General features: G+C 32.7%; 15 protein-coding genes, 1 tRNA gene and 1 pseudogene. 10 read left to right on the forward strand and 7 right to left on the reverse strand.

What is annotated here, in order from left to right; all coding sequences use genetic code 11:
- Positions 1 to 25: 25 nt before the first annotated feature.
- Positions 26 to 3178 carry a DUF5018 domain-containing protein gene (locus JBKA6_RS00765; RefSeq protein ID WP_096684819.1) on the reverse strand — a complete coding sequence of 1051 codons (3153 nt, stop codon included), beginning with the start codon at positions 3176 to 3178 and terminating at the stop codon, positions 26 to 28.
- A 629-nt stretch (positions 3179 to 3807) separates the two neighbouring features.
- Complete coding sequence (gene typA, locus JBKA6_RS00770; protein WP_096684821.1) at positions 3808 to 5568, reverse strand: translational GTPase TypA; 1761 nt, start codon at positions 5566 to 5568, stop codon at positions 3808 to 3810.
- Positions 5569 to 5863: 295 nt separating this feature from the next.
- Between typA and JBKA6_RS00775 the strand changes: the two genes are divergently transcribed.
- The 7 genes from JBKA6_RS00775 (at position 5864) to JBKA6_RS00805 (ending at position 14087) form a co-directional block, all read left to right on the forward strand.
- Positions 5864 to 5950, forward strand: a tRNA-Ser gene (locus JBKA6_RS00775).
- A 64-nt stretch (positions 5951 to 6014) separates the two neighbouring features.
- A complete protein-coding gene (locus JBKA6_RS00780) occupies positions 6015 to 6890 on the forward strand; it encodes a MotA/TolQ/ExbB proton channel family protein (protein WP_231952056.1) in 876 nt (291 codons plus the stop codon).
- Positions 6891 to 7030: 140 nt separating this feature from the next.
- The gene (locus tag JBKA6_RS00785) at positions 7031 to 7345 is read left to right on the forward strand and encodes a hypothetical protein (protein ID WP_157776852.1); all 315 of its coding nucleotides are present in this window, start codon (positions 7031 to 7033) and stop codon (positions 7343 to 7345) included.
- 16 nt (positions 7346 to 7361) lie between these two features.
- Positions 7362 to 7928 carry an ExbD/TolR family protein gene (locus JBKA6_RS00790; RefSeq protein WP_096684828.1) on the forward strand — a complete coding sequence of 189 codons (567 nt, stop codon included), beginning with the start codon at positions 7362 to 7364 and terminating at the stop codon, positions 7926 to 7928.
- Positions 7929 to 7948: 20 nt separating this feature from the next.
- On the forward strand, positions 7949 to 8425 hold the full coding sequence (locus JBKA6_RS00795; RefSeq protein WP_096684832.1) for an ExbD/TolR family protein: 477 nt from the start codon (positions 7949 to 7951) through the stop codon (positions 8423 to 8425).
- 1013 nt (positions 8426 to 9438) lie between these two features.
- A complete protein-coding gene (locus JBKA6_RS00800) occupies positions 9439 to 12624 on the forward strand; it encodes a SusC/RagA family TonB-linked outer membrane protein (protein ID WP_096684838.1) in 3186 nt (1061 codons plus the stop codon).
- Positions 12625 to 12647: 23 nt separating this feature from the next.
- Positions 12648 to 14087 (forward strand): RagB/SusD family nutrient uptake outer membrane protein, encoded by a 1440-nt coding sequence (locus JBKA6_RS00805; RefSeq protein ID WP_231952057.1) that lies wholly within the window; start codon positions 12648 to 12650, stop codon positions 14085 to 14087.
- Between the two features lie 780 nt (positions 14088 to 14867).
- Here the strand turns inward: JBKA6_RS00805 and JBKA6_RS07880 are convergent.
- Both JBKA6_RS07880 and JBKA6_RS00810 read right to left on the reverse strand, forming a co-directional pair.
- Positions 14868 to 14999: a hypothetical protein gene (locus JBKA6_RS07880; RefSeq protein ID WP_262490686.1), complete on the reverse strand. Its 132-nt coding sequence runs from the start codon at positions 14997 to 14999 to the stop codon at positions 14868 to 14870.
- Between the two features lie 271 nt (positions 15000 to 15270).
- Positions 15271 to 17586: a hypothetical protein gene (locus tag JBKA6_RS00810; protein WP_096684847.1), complete on the reverse strand. Its 2316-nt coding sequence runs from the start codon at positions 17584 to 17586 to the stop codon at positions 15271 to 15273.
- 668 nt (positions 17587 to 18254) lie between these two features.
- Between JBKA6_RS00810 and JBKA6_RS00815 the strand changes: the two genes are divergently transcribed.
- Positions 18255 to 18548, forward strand: coding sequence for a transposase (locus JBKA6_RS00815; RefSeq protein WP_096684849.1), 294 nt, complete (start codon positions 18255 to 18257; stop codon positions 18546 to 18548).
- Between the two features lie 148 nt (positions 18549 to 18696).
- A complete protein-coding gene (locus JBKA6_RS00820) occupies positions 18697 to 18960 on the forward strand; it encodes a hypothetical protein (protein WP_096684850.1) in 264 nt (87 codons plus the stop codon).
- A gap of 254 nt (positions 18961 to 19214) precedes the next feature.
- Here the strand turns inward: JBKA6_RS00820 and JBKA6_RS00825 are convergent, their stop codons facing one another.
- The gene (locus JBKA6_RS00825) at positions 19215 to 19406 is read right to left on the reverse strand and encodes a hypothetical protein (RefSeq protein WP_096684852.1); all 192 of its coding nucleotides are present in this window, start codon (positions 19404 to 19406) and stop codon (positions 19215 to 19217) included.
- A gap of 541 nt (positions 19407 to 19947) precedes the next feature.
- On the opposite strand from JBKA6_RS00825, the pseudogene JBKA6_RS00830 reads away from it, so the two are divergent.
- Positions 19948 to 20663, forward strand: a pseudogene (locus tag JBKA6_RS00830) (RluA family pseudouridine synthase).
- Positions 20664 to 20697: 34 nt separating this feature from the next.
- Here JBKA6_RS00830 and JBKA6_RS00835 read toward each other — a convergent pair.
- Together JBKA6_RS00835 and menA are read right to left on the reverse strand one after the other, a co-directional pair.
- Positions 20698 to 21708 (reverse strand): o-succinylbenzoate synthase, encoded by a 1011-nt coding sequence (locus tag JBKA6_RS00835; RefSeq protein WP_096684854.1) that lies wholly within the window; start codon positions 21706 to 21708, stop codon positions 20698 to 20700.
- A complete protein-coding gene (gene menA, locus JBKA6_RS00840) occupies positions 21705 to 22583 on the reverse strand; it encodes a 1,4-dihydroxy-2-naphthoate octaprenyltransferase (protein WP_096684855.1) in 879 nt (292 codons plus the stop codon). Before menA ends, JBKA6_RS00835 begins: the two co-directional genes overlap by 4 nt.
- Positions 22584 to 22825: the final 242 nt, after the last annotated feature.

A 22825-nucleotide genomic window follows, 5' to 3' on the forward strand; every position in this document is an offset into this window, starting at 1 on the left:
GTACGGAAATTATTTATTTCGCAGCTTATCCAGCAACCGCTACCTTAACCCAATAATGACCTACTGCACTGCCACTACTTTCTTTAAGAGTATACTTTACTTCCTTTTCGTTAGAAAAATCTTGTTCCCCAGTAGGTTCTAGAGTATACGAAGAACTACTACTACTATCCAAACTAAGTGTTAAAGACTTTAAATCTTCTTGAGAAGTTCCAGAAGGCACAGTAATAGTTATAACTCTGGTAGTTGCATCAATATTCTTAGAATCTGGAATGATCTCAGTACTATCAGATTTTTTCACTTTCAAACTATCAGCAACTATAACCTTAGTAGAATCATGTATATACACATCATAAGTCTTTGCTGTACTATTATCCTCAGCTGTTACAGTATATGTAACAGAATTTTCATAAGAAAAAGTTTGAGCATCTGCTGGAGTTACAGTAGCATAATCTGATTGTGTTGTAGTAGGAATTTTTGATTCTGTTGGAAGGCTAGACACAGGCACAACTATTCTGCCATTTATACTACTATTAGGATGTGTAATATTACCACTATCAGAACCAATTGTAAATGTTTTAATCTGAGCTATAGTTGATTTTTCTCTAGTTACAGTAACTTGATAAGTCTTTTGCATACCTTCTTTACCTGTTACTATATACTGAACAGCTTCGCCAGATGTAAACTCTTGAGATACCCCACTGGCAGAAGAAGAACTGGCAATAGTAGCATCATCTCCTCCTAATACAATTGTAGGAGTTAGAGTCACTTTATCTGAATTTTTCTTAACAGAAGCAGGAACTGTTATAGTTATGGTATTATTTTCATGGTTAATTTGTCCTATCACTTCCGTGTTTATGCCTGTATTAGTGCCATCAGATTTAGTTTCAAATTTAAAAGACTTAATATAAGGCCCTTTAACTGCTGTTATAGTATAAACTCTTTTAGAACCCGTATCACTTTTTGTTAAAGTAAATGTATTACTGCCAGTAGCACTAATATCTCCAGATGCCGCTGCACCACTAGCTGGACTTACAGTACAACCATCAGGAAGAGTGATCGCAGGTGTTAATCCTGTTAAATCAATGTCAGTATTACGGTCAGCATCTTTATGAGGAAATTTTAGTAAGATAATGCCAACATCAGAGTCTTCAGCATGAGTTAATGTAGCTTCAACTTCTTCTTTAATACCTTTTTCAGTAGTAGCTGGTATTTTAAAGCTTTCTAATTTTGGCGCCGCTTCTTTAGTTACAGTTACTGTGTACGTTTTAGCAAACGATGTATAAGTAGAGTTTTTTACTATATACTGAACAGCCTGGTTAAAGACTTTTGCAGAAGCAGCAGGTTCAACGGTAGCAATACTATCATCTCCTAATGTAATTGTAGGAGTTAGACTGTTACTTAAGATTACAGCGCTAGGAACGGTTATGACTATTGTTCCAGTATCGTGATTAACACTTGTTGCACTTATATCAGTACTTATACCATTCCCGCTATTAGCGTTCGTTTTAAACTCAAACTTACTAATATAAGGTCCTTTGACTGCTTCAACAGTATAAACTCTTTGGGAGCCTGTATCCGTTTTTGTTAGAGTAAATGTAGCACTGTTAATATCTTCAGTTACTGCTGCACCACTAGCTGGACTTACAGCACAACCAGTAGGAACTTCTATAGTAGGGGTTAATCCTGTTAAAGAAATATCCGTATTTGTATTCCTAGGGAATTTTAGTAAGATTGTGCCAGTGTTTTCGGAATCAGTATGTGTTAATATAGCTTCAACTTTTTCTTTAATACCTTTTCCATTATCAGCTGCTATTTCAAATTTTGTCAATCTAGGCGCTGCTTCTTTAGTTACAGTTACTTCATAAGTTTTTTCTATACCATTAGCTGAAACTTTATATTGAACAGGGGTATTTCCAGTAAAAGTACGAGGAGTTTCACTTAATGGATCAACAGTAACACCACTTTCAACTTCAATTGTAGGTGTTAGATTTTGATTTAAGTTTACAGTGCTAGGAATGGTTATAGCTATAGCTCCAGTATCGTGATTAATACTCGTAGCACTTATTTCAGTACTTATACCATTCCCGCTATTAGTGTTCGTTTGAAATTTAAAAGACTTAATAGAAGGCCCTTTAACTGCTTGTACAGTATAAACTCTTTTAGAACCTGTGTCAGTTTTTGTTAGAGTAAATGTTTTACCGCTAATATCATCAGATATTTCGCTAGCAGTAGGATCTAGACTACAACCAGTAGGAACTTCTATAGTAGGTGTTAATCCTGTTAAATTAATAGCAGTTCCTGTATAAGGAATATTTAACAAAATTTTACCCGTAGCAGACCCTTGCTCATGCTCAAATGTAGCAGTTACCTCATCTCTAATACCCTTACTATTATCAGCTGGTATTTTAAAGCTTTCTAATTTTGGTCCTTCTTCCTTAGTTACAGTTACTTTATAAGTTTTTGTTCTACCATCTTGAGCTGTTACAGTATATTCCTCTTCTGAACCAGATGTAAAAGTTTTAGCTTCTTCATTTGCTGGACTAACCGTAGCTCCAGAACTTATCTCTATAGTAGGCTTAAGATCTGCTAAATCAGCAATATTTGGAACTATTAATGATATGGTAGCTTCTCCACTTTCTGACTTTATTATAATTCCAGTTATGTCTTTTACAAGACCCTTACCATTATTTTTTTCATCATTAATAAATTTAAATGAACTAATAGCGCATTCATTAGATGAACCTTTGGTTATATATACTTTGTATTCCTTAGCAGTTCCATCTTTAGCTGTTACAGTAAAAACTTTTTTATAACGTTTAGGAGAAGGTGTTTCTGAAGACTCCTCAGAAGATTCTTCAAGTTCAAAATTAACTTCATCTCCACTAGCAGGTGATATGCTATATCCTTCAGAAAGTTTTATATCAAACTTTAATCCAGTTAAAATAGCCGAATGAGGAACTGTTAACGATACAGTATAATCAGCAGTATCTATATCACATGTTATATCAGAAACTAATCCTTTTTCAGGGTTTTCAGATTCAATTAGGGAAATAGACTCTATGCCTACTCCTATAGCTAAATTATTATCATAACCTTTATTCTTTTCACAAGAAAAAATAAACACAGATAACAACACAAAAGAGAAAATTATACTCTTCACAAAAGAAAATGTCTTCATGTTTTTTTTTAAAATAATTAATTACAACCTGTCAATCACCTTGAATATCAAAGCATTAACCACAAATTTTAGCATAATTCTTTCCCCTAAAGACAAAGAATTAAATATCCTAGCTAATATAGTAGCAATTATTTACTTGTGGTTCTTTTTTAACAATCATATTTTTTAAAAAAGTGAAGCCATCTCATTAATGAAATGAGGCGGTTTTTTAATTTTTGGTATTAGAGAGCTCTTTAGTTTCCTTTTTAAGATACTATCACGTAAAGTGTGTAAATAAAAAGAGCTGTCTCAGTTTTGAGACAGCTTCAGTATTCTGCCAGCCCCTCTTTTATTTTGGAGAATTCACCCCAAAGTTTTAAAAAAAACTGTTTCAAGGATGAGGACTTGTGTTTGTTCACTTTTAAAACGTTTTAAGGGCATGTGAAAAACTTCAGAGAAAAAACATAGATAAGCCTTTTAAAAAAAAGAATAAGGATCCCTCTTCCCACTTTTTCTTGCACAGAAGCTACCTTAGTTGTCTCGAGAAAAACACCTAGAAGGTGAATTCCCCCAATAGGGAAACAGGACAGCAGCAGAGCATTTATTTACACACTCTAAAGATAATATCAGTTAGGGAAATATAACTTATTCTATATTTTCCTCATCCTAATGCTCTTAGGTGTCACTTCCAGATATTCGTCATCTTTGATGTATTCCATAGCTTCTTCCAATGAAAATTCTACTTTAGCAGCTATTTTAACAGCTTCATCACTACCTGATTTCCTCATATTAGTAAGCTGTTTACCCTTTATTAGATTGACGCTCAAATCATTATCTCTAGTGTGCTCTCCCACTACCTGACCCTTGTAAATAACCTCTCCTGGATCTACAAAAAAGATTCCTCTATCTTGTAATTTGTTTAAAGCAAAAGCCGTAACAGGGCCTCCTTCCATAGATATTAAAGCTCCCTTTTTCTTATCTGTAAATTCTCCCTTAAAAGGTAAGTACTCTCTAAATCGATGTGTGATAGTGGCATTTCCAGAGGTAGCTGTGAGCATATTATTTCTCAATCCTATCAACCCTCTAGAAGGAATATCAAATTCTAAGTGAACTAAATCACCTTTACTCTTCATAATTAATAAATCGCCTTTTTTCTGGGTCACTAACTCTATAACTTTACCTGAATATTCTTCAGGTGTGTCGACTATAAGTGTTTCAAAAGGTTCGTTTTTTTGACCATCTATATCTTTATATATCACACTAGGCCTACCAACTTGTAACTCATATCCCTCTCTCCTCATAGTCTCTATCAAAACAGATAGATGTAAAACTCCCCTGCCATAAACATTAAATTTATCTTCATAATCGGTATCTTCAACTCTCAATGCAAGGTTTTTCTCCAATTCGCTATACAGCCTATCCCTTATATGACGAGAAGTTATAAACTTACCCTCCTTACCGAAAAATGGAGAATTATTTATAGCGAATAACATACTCATAGTAGGTTCATCTATAGCAATCCTCTTCAAAGGCTCTGGATTTTGAACATCGCTTACGGTATCACCTATCTCAAAACCATCTATCCCTACTATGGCACAGATATCCCCACATTTAACTTCTGAAACCTTGACCTTTCCCATACCTTCGAATAGGTATAATTCCTTTATTCTAACTTTTTTTATCTCATCATTAAACTTACAGAGTGCATAGTCTTTATTATCAAATAAATCTCCTTTATAAACCCTTCCTATAGCTATCCTCCCAGTGAATTTAGAATAATCTAAAGAAGTTATCTGCATTTGAGCAACCCCTTCTCTATAAGGCGCAGGAGGTATCTCAGATATTATAGTATCTAACAAGACATTTATATCTGAGGTAGGTTTTTTCCAATCCATACTCATCCAACCTTCCTTAGAAGAACCGTATACGGTTACAAAATCTAATTGGTCGTCTGTAGCCTCTAAATTAAACATCAACTCATATATAGACTCCTGTGTAAGATCTGGAGTGCAATTTTCTTTATCTACCTTATTTATTACTACTATAGGTTTTAGATTCAACTCTATGGCTTTGCTTAATACAAACCTAGTTTGAGGCATAACCCCCTCAAAAGCATCTACAAGTAGTAATACTCCGTCAGCCATCTTCAAAACACGTTCAACCTCTCCCCCAAAATCTGCGTGCCCAGGAGTATCTATGACGTTTATTTTAACATCCTTATATCTGACAGAAATATTCTTCGATAGTATAGTAATACCTCTCTCTCTCTCTAACTCATTATTATCCAACAACAAATCTGCTTGAGATTTTCTATCATTTAAGACCTTACAAGTAGTAATTATCTTATCCACTAATGTTGTTTTCCCATGATCGACATGAGCTATTATAGCCACATTGCGTATTTCTTGCATAATATTTCCCCTTAGAAAAAGGGCGCTAAGGTACAACTTGTTTTTCTACTTCTCGCAACTCGCACTGAAAAACTCGGATTAACATTTTAAATTAAAAAGGTTCAAGCATTTTTATATTAATCGAATTCAAATTAAAAATGTGTTGTAAAACTCGGATTAACAAAAATTATAGTTTCAATAACCAACAATCATAATTTGGATTTTTTTGTCTTTATAGATTTGAGTTATATAAAATATTTTTTGTTAATTGCGAGTCGTTTTTTGAAAGGGATTGCCCTATAATTTAGAATAGTTAGGAGAGGTGGTCGAGTGGTCTAAGGCGCACGCTTGGAAAGCGTGTATATGCGAAAGTGTATCAAGGGTTCGAATCCCTTTCTCTCCGCTGTGTTGTAGTAGTATAAAAATTGAAAAAAAACAGTAATCAAGTTGTAATATTTTAATAAAAAATGAAAAATAAAATAATAATTTTTGGCATAGCATCAGTACTTGTAATGTTGAGCGTATCTGTATCTATAGCAGATGAAATAAATCTTCAAAAGAGTCCAAACGAAAATCCTATTACCGATACAGAGCAATTAGATGATTCTTCTATTGAAGATGTTGAAAGTGATACAGAATTGGACGATTCCGAAAGTTTAAGCAAAACTAATAGAGCTTCTAGCCAAGATGATAAAGAAAACCAAACTTTTCATCAAATCCTCAAAACAAAATTTATAGAAGGTGGCGCAGGATTTATGGGAATTGTATTAATATCTCTAATACTAGGGCTAGCAGTCGCTATTGAAAGAATTATTTACCTCAATATGGCTACTACAAACACTCGTAAATTAATATCTAGCATAGATAAATCTCTAGGCGATAACAACGGTAATGTCCAACAAGCAAAAGAAATTTGCAGAAATACAAAAGGTCCCGTGGCATCGATATTTTATCAAGGTTTAGACAGAGCAGATGAAGGGATAGAAATGGTTGAAAAATCTGTAATTTCTTATGGAGGTGTTCAAATGGGTTTATTGGAAAAAAATATATCTTGGTTATCCCTTTTCATATCTCTAGCACCTATGTTAGGTTTTATGGGAACTGTAATAGGTATGATATCTGCATTTGACGCTATTGAAGCAGAAGGAGATATATCTCCTTCCCTAGTAGCAGGAGGTATTAAACAAGCACTGTTGACCACAGTCTTTGGTCTTATCGTAGCTATAATCTTGCAAATATTTTACAACTACATAATATCTAAAGTAGACAGCATAGTAAACAAAATGGAAGATGCCTCTATATCTCTTATAGATATTTTGATAAAACATGAAACTAAAAAATAATTTTTTCCATGGATAAAACCATACAACTAATAACTAAAATATTCCTGGGCATTGTTGGGGCAATTTCTATATGGTATTTATCTCAAATACTCTATTTCGGATCGGATATTTCTAATAATCATGAATTGCAATCCACCATTGTGGATCCTTTGTATGCTATAGTCGTATTCATTTTTTTTGCAGCTGTTTTTCTAACATTGTTATTTTCCGTAATAGGATTGCTAGATATAGTGCGATTAAAAAGGGTATTTGTATACTTATTGTTAACAGGAGTAGTATTTGCACTTTCATACTATATGTCTTCTGATGAGATAATAACATTTGTAAATGGAGATAAATCATCAGCAATGGAATCTAAAATGGTAGGAATGGGGATTTATATTTTTTACATACTCAGTGTGATAGCTATTTCTTCGATGTTTCTAACTGTTCTCTATAGAAAAGTGGTAAAATAAAAATATACATAATATCATGGCAAGAAGAGAAGCAGCAGAGATTAACGCAGGTTCTATGGCAGATATTGCCTTTCTGCTATTAATATTTTTTCTGGTTACTACAACTATGGATGTGGATATGGGGATAAGCAAAAAACTGCCTCCTATACCTCCCAAAGATCAAGAAGCTCCCCCTCCAATTAAGCAGAAGAATGTTCTGGTGGTCTTAATAAACTCAAAAGATCAATTGATGATTGAAGGAGATCTAGTCTCCAGTATAGACAATGTAAAACAAATAGCTAAAGACTTTATAGACAATAATGGTGACGGGTCTTGTATGGATTGTAACGGCAAAAGAGATACAAAATCATCAGATAACCCTAACAAAGCGATAATATCATTACAAAATGATAGAGGAACTTCTTACGGAATGTATATTTCAGTGCAAAATGAGTTAATAGCAGCTTATAACGAACTAAGGGATGAGTTATCTATGAGAAAATATGGGGATTTATATGATAACTTGGAATTAGATAATAAGAAAAAAATCAAGAAAATTTATCCTCAAAAAATTTCAGAAGCAGAACCCAAGGAATACAAATAATTTTTTAATTTAAAAAAAATATGGGAAAATTTAAAAAGAAGTCAGGCGGTGGGGTTCCTGCTATTTCAACAGCTTCTCTGCCAGATATAGTATTCATGTTATTGTTTTTTTTCATGGTTTCTACTGTGATGAGAGAGACTGATATGTTGGTTAAAATCAAATTGCCAAAAGCAACCGAAATAAATAAGTTGCAAAGGAAAAATCTAGTTAGTTATATATACGTAGGGGTGCCACATGAGAGATATAGAGCTACTTCTGGGTCAGAGGCTAGAATTCAACTAAATGATTCTTTTAAAAGAGTAGAAGACATTCCTAGCTTTGTAATATCTGAGAGAGAAGCTAGAAAAGAAGAGGAGAGACCTTTTATGACTACTTCTATAAAAGCTGATTCCGATACCAAAATGGGAATCATTGCAGATATAAAACAAGAACTCAGAAAATCACAGGCACTAAAAATAAATTACTCGACCATTAAAAGCACTTCAGGTAATTTTTAGATAGCAATTAAGATCAGATTTCCTAAAATAAACCAAAAAGAAAACCCTCTCGAGTTGTCTTGAATCTAAATTTTTACAAATCCGAATTCGCGGATTGATACTTAGTAAAATGGACTACCTCTAAGTGATCTCTAATAGAACTCGGGCTACAAAAAAAACGCTATAGCAAACAACTATAGCAGCTAGTTTATTTAAAAATATACGTTCTTCAGTTTTCTGTCCGTAGTAGCCATATTTACCTGAGTCTTAGGATTTAACCCAGATTATTCATAGCCATATAACTTTTTCAGTTTAAATCTATCGTTTTTATCGAGTATTTCCAAGTAATTATCAATATAACTCAGGTTATAAACAATGTATTTTTATTCCTCATTTTTGGGGAATATCTAAAGTGGTCTAGATTTGGTTAAACCCCCTTTAAAATTAACACCTAATATCAAATGTTGAAATATATTTATGGATAATTTGGATTAAATCAAAATTTTTATTAAATTTGCGGCCATATATCAAACCGATATAATAGTAGATATTATTTTTTTGTAGTAAATGCAGTAACATAAAAAAACAAGTAGTGCAAAATAATTTAATGCAAAATATAATACCGAATAGCGCTCTATTACTCTTTGCAAGTCTCTTTGTTTTATTTACCTCCTGTAGAAAGGGAAAATTACCCTCCCCTATAAGGGTACTATTTCGGCGTGAATAGTACGATATATCTTCACCTAAAAACATTCAGTTAATAAAAAGATTAGTTCCTAGAATATCTATTTCTACAGGATCTAAAGTAAAACCTTTTAATAAGTCAATCAAGTTTAGGCTAACAGGTATCCTGCGTATACCTTTATTCTTATAAAGGTAATAATCATAGTGATATCAATAGTTTTTGGAAACTATTAAGTCACTTTTGATGATGAGCAGATGATTATTTTTCTGTCTTCTGAATTATTTTTTTTACGAATAAAGAAGATGGAAGAGAATACGGCCCTTTAAAAAAAATAAAAATTATAACATATATGAGAAATTCTAGTTTATTAATGTTTTTGACAATTATTTTAACTCTTCAAATATCTTTTGCGCAGTTAAGAATATCAGGTACTGTTAATTCTAAGGAGGAGAATGAGATTTTCCCTTTAACAGGCGCTTCCATTGTAATCAAGGGGACCAATAAAGGGGTTTCTTCAGATCTTAACGGTGATTTTTCTATAGATGCAGAAAAGGGAGATGTTTTAGAGTTTTCTTTTATTGGCATGAAAACAGTCCTGTTTAACGTGGAAAAATCAGATGTTATAACTATTGATATGATACCTGATTCAGATCTGTTAGATGAGGTAGTGGTAATGGCTTATGGCTCTGAAAAATCTAAGAGAGAATTAGTAGGAGCGGTTGGTACGGTAGGGAAAGAAGTGATAGAGAATCAGCAAGTTACCTCTGTAGCTGGAGCTTTGCAAGGTAGTGTCCCAGGCTTAACTATGATTACTAGCGGAGGACAACCAGGCTCAAACCCAACTATCAGGATAAGAGGTATAGCTAGTATTAATGCCTCTGCAGATCCCCTTTATGTGGTCGATGGAGTTCCTCTCACTGGGAATATAAATACTATTAGTTCCGATCAAATAGAAAGTATGACAGTGTTAAAAGATGCAGCTTCTTCTGCTGTATATGGTAGTAGGGCCGCAAATGGGGTCATACTTATAACTACCAAAAAAGGAACATATAACTCTCCACCTAAGGTGTCTATAAATACTGTAATAGGAGGGGCAACTCCAGCGGTAAAAGGTTTTGAATTCTTAAGTGTGAAGGACTATATGGAATTATCTTGGGAGGGTTTGAGAAATAGTTATTTATATACCCAAGATAAAACTGGATCTCTAATAGTAAACCCTAAGATAACTCCCCGACAAGCCGCCCAAAAAGCTACGGATAATTTGATATCTGAGTTGGGCTATAATCCTTACGGTGTGAATAATCCTGTTGGTCTAAATGGGAAAGTATTACCAAATCTTAAGCAGCCTTTGTGGGAGACAGATTGGGAAAAAGCATTCTACAGGGGAATTTCTTTGAGAAAGGATGTTTCTCTTAGTGTTTCTGGTGGTAATAATGATTCTAAGTATTTCGTATCTGCCAATTACTTGGATACTGATGGTCCTGTTAAGACTTCCAATTTTGAAAGGTTTGCTACTAAATTTAATTTATCTTCTAGAGTTAAGGATTGGTTAAATTTTACTGTTTTATCTTCATTTTCTGGAAGTCACTCTAATGTTCCACTTCAATCTGGAGGCAAAGTTACCAACCCTATGAGTTGGGTAAATAGAATTTCTTCTATTTATCCTCTTTATGCCAGAAATGATAAGGGTAAAATTATAAAAGATGACAATGGCAACCCTCAGTATGATTATAGTAATAGAAAAGGGGGGGTAAATGCCCAAAGGCCTGAATCTCTTACTACAGGCAATGTTAATCCAGCAGGGCAATTTGAAAACGATGTTAATATTATTAAAAGGAGACAGAGTACCTTAAATGGTATTATGGATGCAAGATTATATGAAGGGCTTCATTTTAAGCAGAATGTGAGTTTTACAAATTTTACGTTTATGAACCATTATTATGGTCATTATAAATACGGAGATTCTTCTATTGAAGGTGGTATAGTTAGTGAATATAGGGATATATATAGTACCTGGAATTCTATTAGTTCTTTGGAATATCAAAAAACCTTTGGCCTCCATAACTTTGACGCTAAAGTTATTAACGAATTTATGTATTTTACTTTAAATAAAATTAAAGCTAAAGGGAAGAAACTATTGCCTGAGGTTAAGGTATTGGATGGCGCTGTCATTCCGTCGAACATAGGTGGCAGTGAAGGCAGAGAAGGCTTGATGAGCTATGTTGCTATGGCTGGATACGATTACGACAAGAAGTATTACTTAACATCCTCTTTTAGGATGGATGGTTCATCTAGATTCCACAAAGATACTAGATGGGGTAATTTTTATTCCATAGGTGCCAGTTGGATTGTATCTAATGAAGATTTTATGGAACCTCTCAAAGAAGTGCTAAGTTTTACTAAAGTTAATCTGTCGTATGGGGAATTAGGGAATAATAAAATTTTGGATTCTAACGATGATATATATTTTTTCCCATATGTAAATACTGTTTTCGAAGCATCTAATGGAAATAATATGGGGTATCTATTGAGTAAATTAGTGAATGATAAAATTACATGGGAGAAAGTATTATCTTTTAATGTAGGTTTAAATCTAGTTTTTTTTGATGATAGGATAGAACTGGATGTAGATTACTACAGGAAGGTGACCAAGGATTTACTCTTGTATAAACCTTTGCCACCTTCAATTGGATGGACAACTATTCTAGTTAATGAAGGAGGGTTACTAAACTATGGGTTTGAGGGAGTTATAAGATCTAAAAATATTTCTACGGATGATTTTAAATGGAATACATCTATGAATTTTTCATTCGATAGAAACACCATAACCGAACTTACTCAAAAAGAGGTTATAAAAGGCACCAAGAAGTGGATGGTAGGTAAGTCTATCTATGATTTCTTTATTCGAGAATACGCAGGTGTTGATCCAAAAGACGGTATGGCACAGTGGTATAAGGATGAAAAAGACAAAACCGGCAAAAAAACGGGTAAACGAGTGCTTACAAAGAAATACAGTGAAGCTGATAAATATTATCAGGGGTCTTCACTCCCAGATATTATAGGAGGTTTTAATAACTATATATCTTATGGAGATTTTGATTTAGATATTTTGCTAAACTTTAGTTTTGGAGGCATGGTATATGATTATTCCTATTCTAGCTTAACAGATGGAATGAAAAAATTAGGCAAACAACAATCTGTAGATATTAAAAAAAGGTGGACAAAACCTAGTGATAAAACGGACTTCCCTTTACTTTTAAGTAATTCTATAAATCGTGCTGGAGATGATTCTTCTAGGTATTTATTTAAAAACGACTATATAAGGTTGAAGGCTGTTACACTAGGGTATAATATACCTAATAGTGTCCTAGATAAAATAAATTTATCTAAGCTGAAAGTTTATCTACAGGGAGATAATCTACTTACATATCAGAGTCATAAAGGAATAGATCCCGAACAAAGTTTTAATGGACTTACTGATAGTAGATCACGTTCATTAAGAACATTTAGTCTTGGAGTTAAAATTGAATTTTAAAAGTCATGAAAAAATATATAACTATGAAAAAATATATAGTACTGTTATTATTACTTACATTATCATCTTGTGTGAAAGATATATTAGACTCTCCTAAGTCAGATTCTATTTCATATGAAGATGCCTTTAAATCAAAAGATGGGGTAGAGGCATTTATGCCTGGTATCATTAGGAAGTTTCGAATGTCATATTATAGGTCGCATGGATATAGTGCATTGCAATCTGTTTATTTAGCTAGGACTGTAAAAGGTAATGATATAATTATGGGAGTCTCTGGATCTCATTTTGCTTCTGATTCCGAAAAAAATGATAGAGATAAAACAAGAAGTAGACCACTTTTTACATGGAACTTTTTCTATAGCCTGATAAATCAATTAAATACTTTTATCAAAGATGTCGAAAGTACCAGTATACTTGAAGCAAATGAAAAAAATAAATTTTTATCCGAAGGCAGGGTTTTAAGAGCCTATTGCTACTTTCAATTAGCTATGGAGTTTCAGTCTGCTTATTCTGACAATAGCAGTCGCGGCAAGCTTTCTCTGCCTATATACAAAAAACCTTCTGATAGAACTTCTGTCGGTAAAAAGTTTTCTACACTAGAGGATGTGTACGCTTTTATAAAAGCAGAGTTGAAAGAGAGTATTCCTAATCTTACGGCTACCAGGATAGATAAGACTTATATAAACTCTGCTGTAGCAAATGGTATTTATGCTAGAGTTTTACAGGTCACTCAAGATGATTGGGCAGCTTGTGAGAAAGCTGCTTTAAATGCTTTGGGAGGAAATGTCGATGCCACTGGCGTATTAAATTCTAAGTCATATACTGCGGGATTTGATGATATATCTAATAGTGAATGGATATGGGGTATGGATCAGACTGATAAACAGAACGTAGGTTATGCGGGCATAGCTTCTTTTTTTGAACCTACTGGTATTGGATATAGCTCACTTTTTATAAATAAGGAATTTGTCTCTAAGTTTACCAGTACAGATGTACGTAAATTATTCATAAAAGTGGAGGATAACGAAGATAATCCTAAATCATATAGAACCAATAAGTTCAATTTTAAATTTGAATCAGATATGGTTTTGATGCGAACCTCTGAGATGATGCTAATTGTAGCCGAAGCTAAATTTAGACAGAATAAGGAAACTGAAGCTCAGACTGTGTTACATAAACTTCAACAAAATAGAGATTCTAGCAAGACCCAAACCAATAGTACTGGCAATGCTCTTATGGAGGAAATTCTATTGGAGAGGAGAAAAGAATTATATGGAGAGATGGGAGTAGAATGGTTTGATGCTAAGAGATTAGGAAGATCTATAGTCCGCTCTGGAAATCACAGATTAGTAGGCGGAGGATTTGATCTCACTACAAATGATGTAGGCTTTTATCTTATGGTACCCGAAAAGGAAATAGATTCTAACTCTAATGTTACTAATGATATTAATAACTATAGATAACAATTCCAAGATTAACAAAGAGATCTATTTCTAATGTTTCACTAAAAAATACTTTTAATCTGAGTTCAATTAATAATTTACTTAATTAAAGCACTTGAAAACCTTGAATTAACTGGTGTTAAAGAGATTAGTGTTTGTGATATATAGAATGTTTTAGTGCAAGAATTGTTAAATTCCGACTAAATCAGCCTCATAAGCATAAAAAAGCCCAAAACTAAAGGGACATTTCCTTAAATCCAAATAAAATCAAGGGATTCAAGTGTCTATTAAGTCAGGTTTAGAATTTTTATAATTATAAGATGGAACAACTGAACTTATAGTAGCTAGAGAATTATTAGTAGTTATAGTAGGGATTAAAGCTGCTACATCTGCTGCAGTAGATGCTTTTACTGCTATAGTTCCATTAATATCATTAGTTGTAACATCTGCTGCTCTAGTCCCAGCTGAAGATCTACTTAACCGAGATTATTCATAGTTTGTATTTCAATTTGAATATAAAGTATTAATTCTAAAGGGTTTCAACCAAAAATAACCACTTTAGATATAGCCCAAAAATGAGGAATAAAAATATACCATTTATAACTCTGAGTTCATCGATGACTACTTATAAATACTGGATAAAGCGATAGATTCTATCCGAAAAAATCTTTGTTCCATTTTTAGATTTTTCTAATACAAAAGAAGTAATAGAGCGATCACTAGATAATAAATTTGTCGAATTTACAGTATAATCCTTAACGCTTCCATTCTCAGCCGTTACCTTAAATATCTTTCTGTAAACTACATGAGATCTGATCCGTTTACTGGATCAAAATTAACCTCTGACCCACTTTTTGGAAAAACACTAGCACGATCTGAAACCATTGCCTTAACCTTTAGGCCTTCTAGGACTGCATCATGTGGAACAATCACAGATATAATAGACCTGTTTCGATCTACAATACTAGTAACGCCTCCTTAAGATTCTTACCTTCATTATCTGAATTAATCAATTCAAATGATATGATTTTATTCTCTGAACTCAGATTTAAGTTAAAATCGGAATCTACTTTTTTCCTCGAAACAAGAAGAAAAAAACACTGATAACAACACAACATAAAACAATTTTAAATCATATAGAACCACTAGTTTTATGATACTACTCATTGTTTTAAACTTAAATTATCCCAAACCAAATAAAAAACTACTCTTCTTCCTCTCTTTCTTTCTTTATCACTTTCACTGTATATACCTTAGTAAAACTTGAATCACTAGTAGATGTTACCGTACAAACTATCGTATCAGGAGAATCAAAATCAATGTGGTTTTCATATCCATAACTATCTATCTTGCCGCCAGTAATAATTATATTACCATTTTTTACTACAATTTCAGGCCTTAAAGCATAAAGAGAAGAGACATAACAAACAGAAAAATCTAATTCTATCAGATTATTAGTGTGATCGATTTTTTGTCCTACATCGCAATGAAAACGACTTCCTCTAGGAATTTTAAAGCTTTCTACATAAGGTCCCTCAATTATCTCTGTGGAATATATTCTTCTGGTTCCTGTATCATTTTTAACTAAAGTAAATTTAGCATCCTCTATACTTCCACTTATAACTTGATTACTAGATGGATTTAAAGTATAACCATTTGGAATATCTACAATAGGAGTTAATCCTTCCAAACTAATAGGATTTGAATTTTCCTTAGGAATTTTTAACTTTATTATCCCCGTAGAAGAATTATCCTCATGTGTTAATTCAGCACTAACATCATTTTCGATGCCTTTACTAGGGTTAGCTTGGATTTTAAACCCTGTTAATTTTGGGGCAACTTCTTTAGTTATCCTGACATTATAACGTTTTTCATATCCTTCTAAGTATTCATGCTTAACTGAGTAAACCTGAGATGTTCCAAAATTCCTTCCTGTCAAAATATCAGGACTTATGGAATTATTTTTGATGTTAGCAGTACTTATAGAAGGCTTTAAGGAACTTATATCAACGCTATTTTCAACTGTAAGAGTTATGGTTCCTTCACTTGATATATCCTCTTGTTGAATAACAGCTACATATTCTTGTTTACCTTCTGGAAATTTAGCAGATGTATTATCATCGCTAGTAAATTTAAATTCTGTTATAACTGGCTCTTTATAAACCTTCACGTTATATATCTTTCTCCCCCCAGCAGGACCTACTGCGCTATATTGTACAGCTGTTGAATGAGAGCTGCTGAAATTAACAGAAGTAGAATTAGCATCATCAGTACTACCAGTTGCCCCTTTATAAACGCTAAAGCCAGAAATAGAAGTTCCTGTAACAGTTGGAGTTAATTCATTTAATTCTGCATTATGAGGAACTTTTAAAACTATCTCTCCTATAGCCCCCTGAGTACCATTATTAATAGCAGCTGTTATATCTTTTGAAATATTTTTAGAACTATCAGCCCCAAACTTGAAACTACTTATCTTAGGCTCATCGTACTTACTAACATTTACAGTATAATCAACACTAGTTCCATCTTGAGCCATTATAGTATAAACTTTTGAATCACTAAAGTCTTGTGCTGTATTAGCTCCTCCTCCTATTTTAGGAGTAACTTCAGATCCCTCATTTACTAATACTTCAGGAGTCAAAGCAGTGATAATTGCATTGTAAGGAACCTTTACTGTTACTGTTTTAGCATTATGATCAATATCTCCAGTTATATCTTTAACGATATTTCCAGTATTTAGATTGTCCCCTTCTGCTTTAAAATTAAAGGATATTAATCTAGATGATTTTAAATCTTTAATGATTATTACCTTGTATATCTTTTTTTCTCCATTTGCAGCAATTACTGTATAATCTATTCCAGAATCTGCAGTAAAAACAGTACTCTTATCATCAGCAGCTGGTGAAACACTAACGCCTGTATGAATTATTGTAGGGCTAAGACCATTTAAATCCGCATTTTCAGATACATGTAGGGTTATGGTAGGTGGAACCACCGTATTTTCATCAATAACCCCCTTTCTATCTGCAAAAATCTTATTTGTATTTTTAGATTGTTCCAATACAAAACTGCTTATAGAACAATCATTAGATAAAGCCTTAGTTACATTTACTGTATAATCTTGAACGCTACCATCTTGAGCTGTTACCTTAAATATTTTTCTATAAATTTTAAAATTAGATCCTTCTACAGGTTCAAAAGTAATTTCTTCTTCAGCAGAAGGACTTATTTTAGAGTTATCAGAAATCCTAACATTAAACCTTAATCCTTCTAAAATAGCATTATGAGTAACAGTTAAGGGTATAATAAAATTATCCGTATCTATAGTAACTGATACATCTTTACCTAGATTCTTGCCTTTATTATCAGAATCTTTAAGTTCAAATAGTGTAATAACCTTATCCGAACTCAGGTTTGGATCTTCTGCTGTATCTGTAACCTTCTTAGCCTTGATACACGAAAAAACGACTGAAAATATTACAAAAGACAAAATGCCCTTTATAAAAAATCTTAAATTCATCATAATTATTCAATTTTATAAACTATTAAAGACTAAGGTTCTATAGATATTAATCTATAAACCACTTTATTATATAACAAAGCAGAGATTATCAATAACGAATACCTCGATCTATAAAATAATTCTAACGTAATAGTAAAGGTAAGAATTGTTTTGCTAATATCTCCTTAATATTATGAGACTATCCCTTAAAGGGTGTAAATGAAGGAAGCTGTCTCAAAAACGAGGCAGTTTTTTATTTAAAAGTGTAGTTTTTTACCTATTAACCTGAGTTTGACTAATAAAAATACTTGAAAGAAGTATAATTATTTAGGTTTAAGGCTGATAGTGGGAGGGTGAGTACTTGCATGCTCATGAGGCTATTTTTATTAGAAATTTGACATTTCTTACAAAAGAAACATTAACTAAACTGGAGTACTCTATCAATATCACACTCATAATAATGAAATAAATCTTAACCTAAAATCTAACTATAAGCGCTTTATCTTATTCAAAAGCTATTTACTTTAAAAGAGTTTAAAATGAGGAATTTAATTATCGCAATGAAATTTTATTACACTGGCCGCTTAAATTGATGAAGCTGTCTCAAAACTGAGGTAGTTTTTTTGTTTTAAAGTGTAGTTTTTACCTGTTAGTTTATCTTTCTAACTAATTTATAACCAAATAATATGAATACAAATTTCAGGGACTACAACCAAGGACAAAATTGGCTTTTTCCACCTAGTATAGAAGAATTGATTCCTGCAGATCATCCTGTGCGAGTTGTAAATGGTGTGATTGAACAACTAAACCTCAATTTGTTGATTTTTGAGTACAGTAAAGAAGGGAAACCAAGCTACCATCCTAAGATGATACTCAGAGTAATGGTATATGCCTACATGGATAACACCTATTCTTCAAGAAAAATTGAGAAAGCAATGCGTGAAAACATCATTATATGTAGCTTTCAGCTCAACAGGTAGTAAATCACAATACCATTGCCCGTTTCCGTAGTAAAAAAACTCAAGACCATTTTTAAAGATATTTTCAAACAAGTGGTCTTGTTATTGGCAGATGAAGGCTTGTTAACACTCAAGGAAGTCTTTTACAGATGGGGCTAAAATTGAATCCATGGCGGGACGTTATACTTTTGTTTGGGGTAATGTGATTAAGACTCGTAAAGAGAAAATGTCCGAGCAGCTGGAAAATATGTGGCAGTATGCTCAGAGTATCGCAGATGAAGAAGATATAGATCCTACACCTCAAGACTTTAGCAAGATCGATAAAGAGAAAGTAGAAAAGACCGCTACTAAATCCAAAATTACCTTACTCTATAGTACAATCAGAAGATTTAGTCTCAGAGAATTTAAAAACTACAGTATACTCTTTTACTGAAGGAGCATCTGTAGGATTCTCTCCAGCTTTTGTGAATCTATAAACCTGCTTAGTAGAAGCAGCTTGTAATTTTTCGAAATTAAGATCTTTTTGTGCTACTTTAACAGGAAGCTCTGTGGTTTTATCTCTGATAGGAACCTTTTGTCCATTTTTAGCTTCTAATATAACCCCTTAAATAAAGGGCTTAAAAGTAACAGTAACTTTAATATGGATATCCTCTGTTAAAGGCTTAAATTGTGAGTTGTAAGGAAATTTTATAAAAATGCATCTCCTTTTATATCTCCAGTTTGGGTTTCAAATTTATCTGGATATCTGTTGTCGGGTTCACTATCAGTTTTAGTTTTATTCTTATCCCTAACAGGGATTCTAGTTATAAATAGTCTTTCATAAAACTCAGAAACCTCAGTCCCTACATCATCTAGATTTTTAGATTTCTCAATCTTCACAGAAGTTACTATTAAGTCTAAAGCTTTTGGTTTTTATTTTACCTCTGTTTTAAGCCCTTCAGCTGGTTTAGAACAAGAAATAACCACTAATCCAAGGGGCAGTAATGATAAAACGTTTTTTAATATTTTCATTTTCTTCAATTTTTTATAATCATAAAAAAAGCTAACAGCCTTAATGCTTTAAGCATTAAACCTCCATTAACCACAAACCATACTTAACTCCCCTACTCCTCAATAGGGAAATAAATCATTAGCTGGGTTAGTAGTATTATTTTAAACCGAGAGAGGTTTTTTTTAAAACAATCATGAAATCCTAAAAATAGAAAAAGGGATTTTAGTCCTTTCTTCTTGTAAATACTTGTTCATAAATCTCTTTAATCTCAAAAATTTCAAGGCTGTTATATTATAGCCGAAAAATCACCCCCAATTATATCAACCTCAAAAATTTATAAATTTACTCGCGCAAATTCTCTAAAAGAAAACCATTCTAAGTTGCATCTAACACAAATCAAATAATCAGATCAAATTATCTCAAGTGTCGATAAAAAAAGAAAAAACCACGGTAAAAAATATACATGTCTTATACGAAGACAACCATATTATAGTCATCAATAAGCAGGCAGGCGACATCGTACAAGGTGATAAAACAAAAGACACTCCTTTGAGCGAAATAGTAAAAACATATCTCAAAAGAAAATATAATAAGGCTGGAAATGTATTTTTAGGCACAATCCACAGAATAGACAGACCCACTAGCGGAATAATACTATTTGCCAAGACCAGCAAAGCAACACAAAGAATGAATAAAATGTTCAATGAGAATCAAATCAAAAAGACATATTGGGCCGTAGTAAAAAACAAACCAGAAAAAAAAGAAAACACTCTGGTGCATTATCTAATTAAAAATGAAAAAAAAATAAATCTATAGCCCATCTAACAGAAGTGAAAAACTCAAAAAAATCTATTCTGCACTATAACTTAATATCTAAATCAGATAATTACTATCTACTTGATATACTTCTAAAAACTGGAAGGCATCATCAAATCAGATCTCAATTATCCCTTATAGGATGTCCTATAAAAGGAGATATTAAATATGGATTTAACAGAACTAATAAAGATGGAAGTATACACTTACACGCTCAGAGCATAGAATTTTTACATCCTATTAGCAAAACTAATATTAAGTTAAAATGCCCTACTCCTAATGACCCTGTATGGAATTTCTTTTCTCAAAGTCTCAAAGAGAAATTTTAAAACAGTAATTTTTTAACAGTGTTTTTTTTAAAGATTATAGGTAATAATACAATCGGTCTTTTTTTATATTCAAGGGACACTCGATATTATTTCTATATAACTTGCCAGTTCCCAGACCTTGAGGCATTTTAGTCTTCAAAGTGTAGGTCCATTGAGAAATAGCGCTGAGACCTATATTGCCTTCCAAAGCAGAAGTTATCCACCAACCTATACTCTGTTTTTCAGCTATATCTATCCACTCTTGACTAGAAGAAAATCCTCCTAATAAACTAGGTTTTAAAATGATATACTGAGGGTTTATATCTTCTAAAAGTTTGTATTTATCGTCATATGACAATACTCCTATCAATTCCTCATCAAGAGCTATTGGCAGAGGAGGGTTTTCACATAACCTAGCCATATCTTGTATTTGGCCCTTTGCCATGGGCTGCTCAATAGAGTGGATTTGCAGATCAGACAAACGCTTTAACTTCTCCAAAGCCTCTTTAAAAGTAGAAAAAGCGCCGTTGGCATCTACCCTTATCTCAATATCATCTGCGAATTCTCTACGGATCTCTTTTATCAGATTGTATTCTGTATTGAAATCTATAGCTCCTATTTTTATCTTTATGCAGTTAAATCCTTCTCGGATCTTATCTATTATCTGTTTTCTCATAAATTCTACATCTCCCATCCATATTAATCCGTTTATGGAGATGCTATCCTTTCCCAAGGTAAAATCAGAGGGAAATAAAACGTGCTTTTCCTTTATACTTAAATCTATAAAGGCCATCTCTACAGCAAATCGTATAGATGGAAACATAAATAACCCTTCGAGTAAAACATCTCTGCCCAATTCGATATTATCGCATACCCATTTTAGTTTTGATTCGTATTCTAAGTGATTATCTATACTTAATCCTTTAAGGATTCCAGCTTCGCCTATGCCTGTATTATTATCGTCTTGTACTGTAATAAAATAGACTTCTTTAGAAGACATCCCTCCCCTGGAAGTGTATACTGGATTTATAAATTCTAATATGTATTTCTCATAAAAAGCTCTCATAATATCTGCCCTACGCCAAAAGTTATAGCAAAGACAAAAGTGATAAGTGCTACTTTTTTTAATTCAAAATCAAAATATTTAATATCCTTTATGTTATATACAGTGTATATATGTTTTGCCAAAGGAATCAAGATGATGAAATATAGAAATTGTGTCCAATTAGAAAAGAACATCAGATTGTACAAAAGAGCCAATGCAAATGCAGATAACAGTAATACAAATTGATATACCATAGCTCTTTTCACACCCATTCTTACGACCATAGTATTTTTTTTGGCTAATCTATCGGTTTCAAAATCCCTGAGGTTATTTACGTTGAGAACCGATACACTAAAAAGACCTATGGAAGAGGCTGGTAATATTATCTGCCAAGGTAATGTTTTGGAAATCAAAAAATAAGTACCTAAAACACTTAGCTGTCCAAAAAATATAAATACAAATAAATCTCCCATACCGTAATATCCATAAGAGTTTTTTCCTACTGTATATTTTATAGCTGCAACGACAGCGCATATTCCTAATAATACAAACAATATTCCGTAAAAAGTAAATTGAAAAACGTAATAAGATACCCATGTGCCAAACAACAGAGATAAAAAACTAAATAAGAGCATAGCTCTTATCATTTTTTCTTTGGAAATGAGTTGTGTCTGCACAAGACGATCCGTACGATGTTTGTCTGTCCCCTTTACGCCATCTCCATAATCATTAGCCAGATTAGAGAGTATTTGTAAACAGATAGCTGTCAATAGTGTTAAAATACTGACTACTATATTTGTAAATCCATTACTGCTAGCTAAGAGTATAGCCAATAAAATTCCAGAGGTTGAAAGGAGTAATGTCTTTGGCCTAAAAGCTTTGATCCAATGTTTCATTCTAGATTGAAGTTAAAAACGCAAAAATATTTAAAACCCTGAGTTTAATTATAGTAAATTTTTACTAAAAAAGTAAACGGCTTAACCTGGATTATTCATAGTTGCATAAAAATAGATTAGACGTTATATTTTTCCTTAACTTTTTTGCTAATCAAACAGAACTCGTCTTTTTTGTCGTTTTTTGACTATGTAAACAAAAGCTTTATATAGTTGATAATGGATTCGCTTTTTGGTAATATAAA

It is taken from the genome of Ichthyobacterium seriolicida (genome assembly GCF_002369955.1).
GTDB classification, from domain to species: Bacteria; Bacteroidota; Bacteroidia; order Flavobacteriales; family Ichthyobacteriaceae; genus Ichthyobacterium; species Ichthyobacterium seriolicida.

What these genes read in the sequence shown, in the direction of transcription:
- JBKA6_RS00765 (WP_096684819.1), bottom strand. Translation starts at nt 3,178, where the DNA reads ATGAAGACATTTTCTTTTGTGAAGAGTATAATTTTCTCTTTTGTGTTG.
- typA (WP_096684821.1), bottom strand. Translation starts at nt 5,568, where the DNA reads ATGCAAGAAATACGCAATGTGGCTATAATAGCTCATGTCGATCATGGG.
- JBKA6_RS00780 (WP_231952056.1), top strand. Translation starts at nt 6,015, where the DNA reads ATGAAAAATAAAATAATAATTTTTGGCATAGCATCAGTACTTGTAATG.
- JBKA6_RS00790 (WP_096684828.1), top strand. Translation starts at nt 7,362, where the DNA reads ATGGCAAGAAGAGAAGCAGCAGAGATTAACGCAGGTTCTATGGCAGAT.
- JBKA6_RS00795 (WP_096684832.1), top strand. Translation starts at nt 7,949, where the DNA reads ATGGGAAAATTTAAAAAGAAGTCAGGCGGTGGGGTTCCTGCTATTTCA.
- JBKA6_RS00800 (WP_096684838.1), top strand. Translation starts at nt 9,439, where the DNA reads ATGAGAAATTCTAGTTTATTAATGTTTTTGACAATTATTTTAACTCTT.
- JBKA6_RS00805 (WP_231952057.1), top strand. Translation starts at nt 12,648, where the DNA reads ATGAAAAAATATATAGTACTGTTATTATTACTTACATTATCATCTTGT.
- JBKA6_RS00810 (WP_096684847.1), bottom strand. Translation starts at nt 17,586, where the DNA reads ATGAATTTAAGATTTTTTATAAAGGGCATTTTGTCTTTTGTAATATTT.
- JBKA6_RS00815 (WP_096684849.1), top strand. Translation starts at nt 18,255, where the DNA reads ATGAATACAAATTTCAGGGACTACAACCAAGGACAAAATTGGCTTTTT.
- JBKA6_RS00820 (WP_096684850.1), top strand. Translation starts at nt 18,697, where the DNA reads ATGGCGGGACGTTATACTTTTGTTTGGGGTAATGTGATTAAGACTCGT.
- JBKA6_RS00835 (WP_096684854.1), bottom strand. Translation starts at nt 21,708, where the DNA reads ATGAGAGCTTTTTATGAGAAATACATATTAGAATTTATAAATCCAGTA.
- menA (WP_096684855.1), bottom strand. Translation starts at nt 22,583, where the DNA reads ATGAAACATTGGATCAAAGCTTTTAGGCCAAAGACATTACTCCTTTCA.